The organism is Hoeflea sp. BAL378 (assembly GCF_000759435.1).
Lineage (GTDB): Bacteria > Pseudomonadota > Alphaproteobacteria > Rhizobiales > Rhizobiaceae > Hoeflea.
Genome location: NZ_JRJG01000004.1, coordinates 1 through 11466, shown reverse-complemented (window position 1 = coordinate 11466; position 11466 = coordinate 1). Strand labels below are relative to the sequence as shown.

At 65.0% G+C, this 11466-nt stretch carries 11 protein-coding genes, 1 tRNA gene and 1 riboswitch; of the genes, 6 read left to right on the top strand and 6 right to left on the bottom strand.

The features are described from left to right. The coding region (locus tag LL06_RS01855; RefSeq protein WP_035521504.1) for a hypothetical protein at window positions 1–180 on the top strand (180 nt) is incomplete at its 5' end. 31 nt (window positions 181–211) lie between these two features. On the opposite strand, the gene LL06_RS01850 is transcribed toward LL06_RS01855, so the two are convergent. After that, window positions 212–1669: a TrkH family potassium uptake protein gene (locus tag LL06_RS01850; RefSeq protein WP_244447017.1), complete on the bottom strand. Its 1458-nt coding sequence runs from the start codon at window positions 1667–1669 to the stop codon at window positions 212–214. Beyond that, window positions 1666–2058: a Co2+/Mg2+ efflux protein ApaG gene (gene apaG / locus LL06_RS01845; protein ID WP_035521502.1), complete on the bottom strand. Its 393-nt coding sequence runs from the start codon at window positions 2056–2058 to the stop codon at window positions 1666–1668. The genes LL06_RS01850 and apaG overlap by 4 nt, the downstream gene beginning before the upstream one ends. Window positions 2059–2236: 178 nt before the next feature. Between apaG and LL06_RS01840 the strand changes: the two genes are divergently transcribed. Then, window positions 2237–2860 carry a CDP-alcohol phosphatidyltransferase family protein gene (locus tag LL06_RS01840; protein WP_035521500.1) on the top strand — a complete coding sequence of 208 codons (624 nt, stop codon included), beginning with the start codon at window positions 2237–2239 and terminating at the stop codon, window positions 2858–2860. Here LL06_RS01840 and LL06_RS01835 read toward each other — a convergent pair. Next, complete coding sequence (locus tag LL06_RS01835; protein ID WP_035521498.1) at window positions 2849–4033, bottom strand: O-succinylhomoserine sulfhydrylase; 1185 nt, start codon at window positions 4031–4033, stop codon at window positions 2849–2851. The genes LL06_RS01840 and LL06_RS01835 overlap by 12 nt on opposite strands. Window positions 4034–4077: 44 nt before the next feature. Further along, window positions 4078–4156, bottom strand: a riboswitch (SAM riboswitch). A 79-nt stretch (window positions 4157–4235) separates the two neighbouring features. Here LL06_RS01835 and LL06_RS01830 point away from each other — a divergent pair. Beyond that, window positions 4236–5324: a 2'-deoxycytidine 5'-triphosphate deaminase gene (locus LL06_RS01830; protein ID WP_035521496.1), complete on the top strand. Its 1089-nt coding sequence runs from the start codon at window positions 4236–4238 to the stop codon at window positions 5322–5324. A 24-nt stretch (window positions 5325–5348) separates the two neighbouring features. Here the strand turns inward: LL06_RS01830 and LL06_RS01825 are convergent, their stop codons facing one another. Then, window positions 5349–6155: an ion transporter gene (locus LL06_RS01825; RefSeq protein WP_035521494.1), complete on the bottom strand. Its 807-nt coding sequence runs from the start codon at window positions 6153–6155 to the stop codon at window positions 5349–5351. 128 nt (window positions 6156–6283) lie between these two features. On the opposite strand from LL06_RS01825, the gene LL06_RS01820 reads away from it, so the two are divergent. After that, a tRNA-Gly gene (locus tag LL06_RS01820) sits at window positions 6284–6357 on the top strand. Between the two features lie 361 nt (window positions 6358–6718). Continuing rightward, window positions 6719–7678, top strand: a complete 960-nt coding sequence (locus tag LL06_RS01815) for a DUF2971 domain-containing protein (protein WP_161784916.1) — start codon at window positions 6719–6721, stop codon at window positions 7676–7678. A 209-nt stretch (window positions 7679–7887) separates the two neighbouring features. Here LL06_RS01815 and LL06_RS01810 read toward each other — a convergent pair whose 3' ends face one another. Next, window positions 7888–9828 carry a glycosyltransferase family 2 protein gene (locus tag LL06_RS01810; protein ID WP_052161113.1) on the bottom strand — a complete coding sequence of 647 codons (1941 nt, stop codon included), beginning with the start codon at window positions 9826–9828 and terminating at the stop codon, window positions 7888–7890. Between the two features lie 115 nt (window positions 9829–9943). Here LL06_RS01810 and LL06_RS01805 point away from each other — a divergent pair, with 115 nt between their 5' ends. Beyond that, entirely contained in the window at window positions 9944–10753 is an 810-nt protein-coding gene (locus tag LL06_RS01805) for a transporter substrate-binding domain-containing protein (protein ID WP_244447018.1), read from the top strand. Here the strand turns inward: LL06_RS01805 and LL06_RS01800 are convergent. Next, window positions 10747–11466: sterol desaturase family protein (locus tag LL06_RS01800; RefSeq protein WP_035521490.1), on the bottom strand; the 720-nt coding region annotated here is incomplete at its 5' end. The genes LL06_RS01805 and LL06_RS01800 overlap by 7 nt on opposite strands.

Genomic DNA, 11466 nt, shown 5'->3' with positions numbered 1-11466 from the left:
TACGAGACCAGCCTCCAGGCCCAGTTCCTGCTGCCGATGGCGATCACCATCGTCTTCGGCCTTGCCATGACCACGCTGCTGGTGCTGTTCCTGGTGCCGGCGCTGGTGGGGATCGGCGATGATTTTTCCCGGGCGCTGTCATCGCTCTACGGCCGGCGTCCGCTCGCGCGCCAGTCCTGACCGCCTGACGGGGCCGGCTGGTTGGCCTCGGTCAGGAGCGCCAGAACCGCGGCAGGAACAGCACCAGCACGGTGAACAGCTCGAGCCGGCCGAGCAGCATGCCGCCCGCCAGCAGCCATTTCTGGGTGTCGCTCAGCGACTTGAAATTGCCGGCCGGGCCGATGATGTCGCCCAGTCCCGGTCCGACATTGGACAAAGCCGTGCCCGCCCCGGACAGAGCCGTGATCGTGTCCATCCCCGACAGCCGGAGCAGGACCGACAGCACGACGAAGGACGTCACGAACAGGAAGAAGAAGCTCATCACCGAGGCGACGACGCGGTCCTGGATCGGCTTGCCGTTGAAATGGGCGCGGAACACGCCGTTGGGATACATGACCTGCGAGATATGCTGCCGCACCGCCTCGAACAGCACCTGGAAGCGGAAGATCTTGATGCCGCAGGAGGTGGAGCCGGCGCAGCCGCCGACGAACATGATGATGAAGAAGAATGTCACCGCATGCGGCCCCCACAGGCCGTAGTCGGTCGAGGCATAGCCGGTTCCGGTGACGATCGAGATCACGTTGAAGGCGGCGTGCCGCAGCCCCTCGAGCCCGAGATGGCTGTCGCTGAAATGCGCCATCATCCAGCCGATGACGACCGAGACGGCGATGAAGCCGGTGAAGGCCTTGACCTGGTCGTCCACCAGGATCGTGCGGAAACGCCCCTGCAGCACCTGCACATAGATGAGGAATGGGATTGATCCCAGAAACATGAAGATGATGGCGATCCATTCGACGGCCGGGTTCTGGAAGAAGCCGATGGAATTGTCCTTGGTGGAAAAGCCGCCGGTGGCGACCGTGGTCATGGCGTGGATCACCGCGTCGTCGGCCGCCATGCCGACGGCCATGTAGGAGACGGCGCAGATCGCGGTCATGGCGATGAACACCAGCGTGATCGACATCGAGATCTGCGTGGCGCGCGGCAGGATCTTCTCGGCGGTGTCGAAGGCCTCGGCCTTGAACAACTGCATCCCGCCGATCTGCAGCATCGGCAGCACGGCGATCGCCATGACGATGATCCCCAGGCCGCCCAGCCATTGCAGCAGGCCGCGCCAGAACAGGATCCCCGGCGGCGCGGTGTCGAGCCCGGTGATCACGGTGGCGCCGGTGGTGGTCAGCCCCGACATGGATTCGAAGAACGCGTCCGTGTAGCTCGGCACGATCCCCGACCAGTGGATCGGCAGTGCCCCGAAGGCCACCAGCGCCGTCCAGGCGATCACCGTCATCAGCATCGCCTGCCGGGTGGACAGCCCCTTGGGCGCGCCGCGGTTGGCGACGAACAGCCCCAGGCCGAACAGCGTCGTCATCATCGAGGCGGTGGCGAAGATCATCCAGTCGTCATTGTCGGCCGCGAGGTCGACGAGCGCCGGCAGCAGCATGGCGGCGCCCAGCGTGGCGACCAGGACGCCGGTCACCAGCATGACCGGCCGGAATTCCGAAAGGCCGGTCAATTCAGGGTTCTTGCCATGCCCGGCAGGTCGAGCGAGAACGCGGGAATCTCGACATCGAAAAACTCACCGTCCGCGGACTGCATCTGGTAGGTGCCGACCATCACCCCCGAGGGGGTGTCCAGCGGGCAACCGGAGGAATACTCGTAGGTGTCGCCCGGCCGAAGCACCGGCTGCTCGCCGACGACGCCCGGACCGCGCACCTCGTCGACGATGCCGTTCTCGTCGGTGATCCTCCAGTGGCGGCTGCGAAGCTGGACGATCTGGTCGGACCGGTTGGCGATCAGGATGCGGTAGCCCCAGACATAGCGCCCGTCCTCGGGGTCCGACTGGTCCTCGAGGTAATACGGCTCCACGGTCACTTCGATGTCACGGGTCAGCGCGCGGTACATTAGGCACTCCTTGCGACACTCATTCTACAGCGCCGTGCTTGCGTCAAGCATTTCGAGGCCGTTGCAGCGGATGCGGCGGCGGTTGCGCTGACCTCTTTGTGATTGCCGCAACAGTCGGAGGGCGTGACGGACGGGGACGGCCGCGCTATCACGAGGACGGCATGAGGGAGATGGCGGCATGATCGACGGAACCGCGCGCAGATGGATCGAGCCGGGCCTCAACCGCGCCGGAGGGTGGCTCGCCCGGCGCGGGGTGAAGGCCGATCACGTGACGGTCTTCGCCTGTTGCCTCGGGCTTGCCGCGGCCTTGCTGGTCGCGTCCGGCTTCATGCTGGCGGCCTTGGCGCTGATCCTCGTGAGCCGGCTCTGCGACGGCCTGGACGGGGCGGTGGCGCGTGCGACGAGGAAGACCGATTTCGGCGGCTATCTGGACATCACGCTGGACTTCGTGGTCTACGGCGCCATCCCGCTCGGCTTCGTCATCCATGACCCGGCGGCGAACGGGCTGGCCGGCGCCGCGCTGATCTTTTCCTTCTACGTCAACGGCGCAAGTTTCCTGGCCTATGCCATCCTGGCCGAGAAGCACCGGCTGACCACGACCCGGCGCGGGGCGAAGTCCATCTACTTCACCACCGGCCTCGCCGAAGCCGGCGAGACCCTGATCGTGTTTGCGATCTTCTGCCTGTGGCCGGCCTGGTTCTCGCCGGTCGCCTGGGTGTTCACGGCGATCTGCCTCTACACGGCGCTGTCGCGGATCATCGAGGCGCGGGCGGCGTTTCCCGCCGGCGGCTCACAGGCCTGACAGCGCCCGCTCGAAATCCTCGACCAGGTCGGCGACATCCTCGATCCCTGCCGAGAACCGGACCATGCCGGGGCTGATGCCTAGCTCGTCGCGCGCCTCATCGGTGAGGTTCTTGTGGGTGGTCGTCGCCGGATGGGTGATCAGGCTCTTGGAATCGCCCAGATTGTTGGAGATCTTGACCACTTCGAGCGCGTTCTGCATCGCGAAGGCCGACGCCTTGCCGCCCTTGAGCTCGAACGCCACCAAGGTCGAGCCACCCTTCATCTGCCGGGCGCAGATCTCGGCCTGCGGGTGATCGGCGCGGCCGGGATAGATCACCCGGGCCACCGCCGGGTGGTCGGCGAGCAGGTCGGCGACGCGGCCCGCGTTCTCGGTCTGCTGGCGCACCCTCAGCGGCAGCGTCTCCAGGCCCTTGAGCAGGGTCCAGGCGTTGAACGGCGACAGCGACGGACCGGTGTGGCGGAAGAAATCATGCAGGTGTTCGTCGATCCAGTCCTTGTCCGACAGGATCACGCCGCCGAGGCAGCGACCCTGGCCGTCGATGTGCTTGGTCGCCGAATAGGCCACCACATGCGCGCCCAGTTCCAGCGGCTTCTGCAAGAGCGGCGTGGCGAACACATTGTCGACCACCAGCTTGGCGCCGATCTGGTTGGCGAGCCTGGCGACGCCGGCTATGTCGACCACCTCGAGCGTCGGATTGGTCGGGCTTTCGAGAAAGAACACCTTGGTGTTGGGGCGGATGGCGGTCTCGAAGTTGGCGAGGTCCCGGCCGTCGACCAGCGTCGACTCGATGCCGTATTGCGGCAGCAGCTTCTCCACGACCCAGCGGCAGGAGCCGAACAGCGCCCGGGCGGCGACCACGTGGTCGCCGGCGCGGAGCTGGCAGAGCAGCGCCGCCGAAATCGCCGCCATGCCCGATGAGGTGGCGCGGGCGTCTTCGGCACCCTCCATCAGGCACATGCGCTTTTCGAACATGTCGTTGGTCGGATTGGCGTAGCGCGAATAGATGAAGCCCGGGTCCTCGCCCTTGAAGCGCGCTTCGGCGGCTTCCGAACTGTCATAGACGAAGCCCTGCGTCAGGAAGATCGCCTCGGAGGTTTCTCCGAAGCCTGAACGGGCGGTGCCGCCATGCACGAGCTGGGTGGCGGGGCGGAGTCGTCGGGTGCTTGTCATCTTAATCGTCCAACACAAAAAAACCGGCTCGCCAAATCGCCAGCCGGTTTTGCAACCCGACCTTTTTAGCGACTTATTTTACGTGGCTGCAAGCCGGTCGGCCAAATCACCACGGGATAAACTGCCTTTTAATGCGTCGCCGCGCTTGCGTCAATCGCCCCGCCTTGCCATCAAGGCATCTGGTGAAACGGAGCAGGCTGACGTGGACGCCGGCATTCTTTCGGACCGCGCCATCAGGGCGCTCTTTGACGGCGGAAAGCTTGCTTCCGGCAAGGAGCTTGATGCTGACCAGATCCAGCCCGCGAGCCTCGATCTGAGGCTCGGCGCGCGCGCCTACAGGGTGCGCGCCAGTTTCCTTCCCGGCCCCACCGCCCGCGTCGAGGACAAGCTCGCACGGCTCTCCATGCATGCGATCGATCTCTCCCAAGGCGCGGTGCTCGAGACCGGCTGCGTCTACATCGTGCCGCTTCTCGAAAGCCTGGCGCTGCCCGAGGAGATTTCGGCTTCGGCCAATCCGAAGAGCTCGACCGGCAGGCTCGACATCTTCACCCGCGTGATGACCGACTACGGCCAGGAATTCGACAAGATCGCCTCGGGCTATTCAGGTCCGCTGTGGCTCGAGGTGAGCCCGCGCACCTTCCCGATCGTCGCGCGCACCGGGTCGCGGCTGTCGCAGATCCGCTTCCGCAAAGGCCACGCGGTGCTGGGCGAGGAGGAACTGTCGCGGCTGCACCAGGCCGAGACCCTGGTCGCCTCCGAGACGCCGAACGTGTCGGGCGGCGGCATCGCGCTGTCGATCGACTTGATGGGGCGGGGCAGCGACGGGCTGGTGGGCTATCGCGGCAAGCACCACACCGGTGTCATCGATGTCGACAAGCGCGGCGTTCATGACATCTTCGATTTCTGGGAGCCGCTGCACAATCGCGGCTCGGCCGACCTGATCCTCGACCCCGATGAGTTCTACATCCTGGTGAGCCGGGAATCGGTACATGTGCCGCCGCTCTACGCCGCCGAGATGACGCCGTTCGATCCGCTGGTGGGCGAATTCCGGGTGCATTATGCCGGCTTCTTCGATCCCGGCTTCGGCCACACCGAGGCCGGCGGCGCCGGCAGCCGCGCGGTGCTCGAGGTGCGCAGCCACGAGGTGCCGTTCATCCTCGATCACGGCCAGATCGTCGGCCGGCTGATCTACGAGCGCATGCTCGAGCGCCCCGAAGCGCTCTACGGCTCCGGGCTCGGGTCCAACTACCAGGCGCAGGGCCTGAAACTCTCCAAGCATTTTCGCGCCTGACTGCCGCCCGCAGATAGGCCGCCCTCAGCCGGAATGAGGCACCTTGCCCGTCTGCGCAGCCCGCAGCTCGGCCAGGTCCCTGCGGATTGCCTTGAGCTCTTCCAGCATGGCGCTCTGGTCGGACGCCATGGACTCGCGTTCTGCTGTCGCCTCGGCTTCATGCTCTTCCTGCATGGCCGAGACGATGATGCCGATGAACAGGTTGAGCACGGTAAAGGTGGTGCAGGCGATGAACGGGATGAAGAACGCCCAGGCCAGCGGATGCACTTCCATCACCGGGCGGACGATGCCCATCGACCAGCTTTCGAGCGTCATGATCTGGAACAGCGAATAGGCCGAGGCCGGGATCGACCCGAACCATTCGGGGAAGGTCGCGGCATAGAGCTTGGTCGCCATCACCGAGAAGACGTAGAACACCAGCGTCAGCAGCAGCATGATCGATCCCATGCCCGGCAGCGCGCCGACCAGGCCGCCGACCACGCGCTTGAGCGAGGGCACCATGCTGATCATCCGGAGCACCCGGAGCACGCGCAGCGCCCGGAGCACGGACAGCGCGCCCGTGGCGGGAACCAGCGCCACGCCGACCACGACAAAATCGAAGATGCGCCAGGGATCGCGGAAGAAATCGAGCCGCCAGACGACGAGCCGGGCCGTGACTTCCAGGACGAAGACCGCGAGGATCGCCTTGTCGAGGACACCGAGCAGATCGCCGAACCGGGCCATGGCCGCGGGCACGGTTTCAAGCCCGAGCGTGATGGCGTTGATGACGATCAGCGCGGTGATGAACGCCTCGAACCGGCGCGAGGAAAGGAGGGCCTTGAGTCGGGTCATGGAAAGCCATTGGGGTGAGGTTGAAACGAACGTCATATGAGGCCGCGCCGGTGCGCGGTCAAGCGATGTTCGGACGTTGTTTTGGCGCTTGACAGCCGGCCCGGCGATCGCCAAGGATCGTGGCCAGTGCGGGTGTAGCTCAATGGCAGAGCAGAAGCTTCCCAAGCTTACGACGAGGGTTCGATTCCCTTCACCCGCTCCATTGATTCCCGCTACCCGCTCCAACGATTTCGTCATCGAAATCTAGCGCTTACAAGATTAGCTGAAGGAACAGGCGTGGCATATGCAAACACCGGGCGCAATTTCATCGGCATAGAGCGTGATTAAGCCTACTTGCAGATCGCCAGTGATCGTATCGCGGCTGCCAGATCGGCGACTACTCGCCTCATGCCAGTGAACGACAATTATATCGGCGGGATGAGTCCTTGGGAGTTCATCTTGCGCCCACGTATCGGGATGCGCTGATCAGAAGATCGCACGGACTGCGGATAACTCACCAAGGGAGCGCGCATCTGAAGAAGAATAAGGTTAAGCTTATGGCCTCATTCTTGCGGAGGCATCCCTTGGACAAAGACCTGCTGCGGTCGATATTTCTCCCGACCCTCGACGAAGCTCTCAAGAACATGGACGCCAACAGTCTCAAGTTGGCGCACTACACTTCGTTCGAGGTCGCCCTCAGCATCATTGAGGGTGAGGCGGTGTGGATGCGCGACGTGGCCCACATGAACGACATCGGTGAGGTCCGCTACGGCATTCAGGCGGTAGACGCCTTCATCTCGGAGACATCCGACAGACAGCTACTTGTTTCGACAATCGATGGAATCCACGCGGGCCTCGGCGCTCAGATCGTCCCGCTTTGGCAGATGATGAGAGCGAACATTTCCACCAGCGTCTATATCTCCTGCTTCTCTGAGCACTTGCCGGGCAAGGAAGATTTTGGTCGCCTGTCGATGTGGCGAGCCTACTGCTGCAAACCTGATGGTGTGGCCTTGGTTCTGAACACGGAGCCGTTCCGTTTGGAATCAAACGCTCTCAACGCCTATTCCAGTCCAGTGTTCTACGGCACCGTGGGTCAGTTTCATGCGAAGTTCCGCGAGGTGCTGGCCAACATCACCGCGAACGCCGACATGCTGCGAACGCTCCATCCTCAGATGCTGCTGAACTATGTCATCATGGCAATCCTGTTCGGAGCAGTGTGTTTGAAGCACCCCGGCTTTTCAGAGGAGAAGGAGTGGCGGATCATCCACATGTCCATGATGAAAATGCCAACCCTTCTGCGAAGGCGCGAAGTGAACATCCGCGGCAAGGATGAGACGATATTCGAGATCCCGCTTAAGGACGTCCCGGAACAGGGGCTGGTCGGGATCGAAATCAACGACCTCCTGCACCAGATTGTCATCGGACCGTCGAACCGCACCGAGGAAATTCGAGCGGCGTTGATTGATGCGCTCACCACAAAGGGTGTTGAGAACCCAGCCTACCGTATCGTCGCATCGGAAATACCCCTTCGGGTGGATACCTGACATGGAGCGTTTGCCGTCTCAGAAGGGCTCGTATAGGCTCTCAACGGCGCAGGATAAACACGGTATCGGGTACGGTATCGACGGATCTCTGAATAAATAGAAAAACAATTAAATCAAGTACTTAAACAATGATTACGTTCCCTTCACCCGCTCCATCTTCCAAAGGGTCCATTTCTGCGCAGCGCTGATGGCCCGCCGATCTCCCGGTTTCAGGCGCCGGGGTGATGCGGCGTCTTCTCCCACAGATGCGTGTCGGTGACGAGCTGGCCGAGCGCGCGCCAGCCGGCGAGCGACATCAGCAGCCAGTAGACGGGCGTCAGCAACAGCCAGCGTTTCCTCAGCCGGGAGCGTTCATGCGCGGTGAAGCTGCGCCAGCCCAGCGCGACGAAGGCGAGATAGCTGCCGCTGATATTGGCGAAGTCGATCCACATCAGCGCCGTCTGCGACGCCGGAACCGCCGCCTCGGTGCCGCTGGCAAGCCAGGCCAGGGTCAGGCCGATGAACAGGAACATCAGCGGGTGGGCGAGGGCGGACACCAGCATGCCCGCGATCATTAGCTGGAACACCGCAAACCCGCCGAAGCCCAGCGCCCGGAAGGTGCGCAGCGGACGCCGCATCGCCACCAGCCAGGTCTGCGCCCACCCCTTGAGCCATCGGGTCCGCTGCCTAATCCAGACCCTTTGCGAGACCGGCGCGGTTTCCACCGTGGCGCTGCGGAGCGTGCCGGTGCGGTAGCCATGCGCATAGAGCCGCATGCCGAGATCGGCGTCCTCGGTCACATTGTAGGGATCCCATCCGCCGACGGCCTCGAGCGCCGCGCGGCGGAAATGATTGGAGGTGCCGCCGAGCGGGATGGGCATGCCGGTGCGCGCCAGGAACGGCACCAGCACGCGGAACAGGCCGCTGTATTCGAGAGCGAACAGGCCCGAGATCCAGTTCGAGCTGAGGTTGGCGATCGCCAGCGGCGCCTGCAGGCAGCCGAGCTGTGCGTCGGCGCGATCGAACGCCGCCCAGGCCTCGAGCAACTGGCCCGGCGCCGGCTTGTCCTCCGCGTCATAGACCGCGACCAGCGATCCGCGCGCGCCCTGTAGCGCATATTGCAGCGCCTTGGGCTTGGTCCGCGGGCCGAAGCCCGGCGTGCGGACGATCTCGCATTCCGGCCCCAGACCCTGGGCGAGCAGGGCCGAGATCGTCGCCTCGTCCTCGGCCTCGCAGACATATTTGACGTCGAGCAGGCTCTTGGGCCAGGTGAGCGCCGCGATCCGCGAGACCAGCGCCGGCGCCATCGCCGCCTCGTTGCGAAGCGCGACCAGCACGGTGTAGACCGGCAGCGGGGCGCCCTCGGCGCGCGCGGCGGGAGGCGGTCGCACCGGCTTGAGGACGGAGGCGGCCAGCGCGGTCAGCCGCAACAGCGTGCCACCGGAGAAGAACAGCGTCAGCACCACATGCAGCACGGTGAAGGCCAGGAACGGCCACAGCACGAAGCCGGTCAGGGCGGCAGACAGCACCAGCGCCAGGATGAAGCCCTGCGCGGCGGTCATCACCCGGCGGGCGGAAGTGTCGCGCTGGTCCTGATCGAGCTCGAACGTCGTCTTCCGCACCCTGTCGGCGGCGCCGGCCTGCCACACCGCCTCGCGGATCGACGCGGGCGATGCGGCGGCCATGGCGCGCCTGAGGCCGGGCTGCGCCCTCAACCGCGCCTTCTGCTCCTCCAGCAGCCGGGCCTCGGGCACGATCACGGTGACCTGCCGCTCCCGCCGCGACAGCCGCAGCGGCCCCTCGCGGCGCAGCAGCACGTCGAGGAACGGCAGCCGCACCACCTCGTCGGGATCGATGCGATCGAGATGCTCGAGCCCGAGTTCGCCCGCCAGCCAGCGATAATAGAGCCCCGGCTCGATCAGCCCCTCGGCGATCAGTTCCTTCTCGATCGTGGTTCCGTTGGCCCGGGCGGCCCGGGCCGCCGCTTCCACATGCGGTTTGCCAATGCCGCAACCGAGGAAGAACCGCGCTTCCCCGGTCCCGTCCCGGTCCCTGTCGCCCGGTTCCGGCCCGGCGATCCGGCCGGTGTCGCTTCCTGTGTCCCGGACCAGCCGCAAGCGCGGCCGCGCGGGGGCGGAGATACGCTGATCGATGGTTTTGCTTGGCGCCATGACTCTGATAAACACATGACAATTGAACCGGGATGCTAAATCTATGGTAGTGAAAGCGCGCATTTTTGCACCCCTAGCCTTTGGGGGTGTTTTCAGGATTCCGTGCATTTTGGCGGTGTTTCTGGCGCTCACGCTGCCGGCCGCGAGCGCCACCGACATCCTGGTGCCGAACTACATGGATCCGCGCGAACGCATCCCGGTTCCGGACATGCAGTCGGTCAGCCGCATCCGCTTCCTGGCCACGGTCGACTTCCCGCCCTTCAGCTTCCTCGACCAGACCGGCCGCCTCGCCGGATTTCATGTCGATCTGGCGCGGGCGATCTGCGCGGAGCTGGATGTGCTGCCCAAGTGCCAGATCCAGGCGCTGCCCTGGAACGAGCTCGAGGGCGCGCTCGCCACCGGCCAGGCCGAGGCGATGATCTCCGGACTGGCGATCACCCCGGACAGCCGCGAGGACCACAGCTTCACCCGGCCCTATCTCGCCCTGCCGGCCCGCTTCGCGCTGCGCAGGGACGCCACGCTCGAGGGGGCCGGCGCTGCGGCGCTCGACGGCCGGCGGGTCGGAGTGATGGACGGAACCGCGCATGAAGCCATGCTGCGCGAGTGGTTTCCGGCGCTCAGGCCGGTCACCTTCTCACGGGCGGAGTGGCTGTTCGATGCGCTCAAGGCCGGCACGGTCGACGCCGTGTTCGGCGACGGGCTGCAACTGTCGTTCTGGCTGTCGAGCCAGGCCGCGGAGAACTGCTGCCGGTTCCATGACGGGCCGTATTTCTCCCAGGCCTATCTGGGCGAGGGGCTGGCGATCGCCGTCCACCCGCGCAACCAGGGCCTCGCCACCGCCTTCGACCACGCGATCGCGTCGCTCAACAGAAAAGGTCGCTTCACCGAACTCTACCTGCGCTGGTTCCCCAACGGGCTTTACTGAGCGGTCTCGTCGCGGACGCGCGGGCGGCTCGACGCAAACGGCAGCGCCAGCGCCCAGCCGAGATTGGCGGTGCGGCCGTCGCGCCATTCGGACAGGCCGATCTCGATGCCGGTGTCGCCGCGCCGCGGCGCGTGCGTGTAGGTCGAGAACAGCCGGTCCCAGATCGCCAGGTTGAAGCCGTAATTGGAATCGGTCTCGCGCGGATCGGTGGAATGATGGATCCGGTGCATGTCGGGCGTCACGATCAACAGCCTCAGCAGCGCGTCGGCGGCCTTGGGCAGCCTGATATTGGCATGGTTGAACATCGCCGCGCCGTTGAGCACCACCTCGAACACCAGCACCGCCACCGGCGGCGCCCCGAGCGCGATGATCACCGCCGCCTTCCAGAGCATCGACAGCACGATCTCCAGCGGATGAAACCGCAGCGCCGTGGTCAGGTCGAAGCCGGTGTCGGCATGATGCATGCGGTGGATGCGCCATAGCCAGGGCCATTTGTGGCTCACCACATGCTCGAGCCAGACCGCGAAATCGAGCACGACGAAGGCGATGATCCCGGCAAGCCAGAGCGGCAGCCCGAGGAGCGGAAACAGCCCCAGCCCGTTCGCCTCGGCCCAGATCGCGGTGCCGACGGCTGCCAGCGGAAAGACGATCCGGAGCGCCACCGACGACAGCACCACCATGGCGAGATTGGTCACCCAGCGGCGGGTCTTGAG

Bases quoted from the DNA above. Each gene is read 5' to 3' on its own strand.
- apaG (WP_035521502.1), bottom strand. From the start codon at position 2,058: ATGTACCGCGCGCTGACCCGTGACATCGAAGTGACCGTGGAGCCGTAT.
- LL06_RS01840 (WP_035521500.1), top strand. From the start codon at position 2,237: ATGATCGACGGAACCGCGCGCAGATGGATCGAGCCGGGCCTCAACCGC.
- LL06_RS01835 (WP_035521498.1), bottom strand. From the start codon at position 4,033: ATGACAAGCACCCGACGACTCCGCCCCGCCACCCAGCTCGTGCATGGC.
- LL06_RS01825 (WP_035521494.1), bottom strand. From the start codon at position 6,155: ATGACCCGACTCAAGGCCCTCCTTTCCTCGCGCCGGTTCGAGGCGTTC.
- LL06_RS01810 (WP_052161113.1), bottom strand. From the start codon at position 9,828: ATGGCGCCAAGCAAAACCATCGATCAGCGTATCTCCGCCCCCGCGCGG.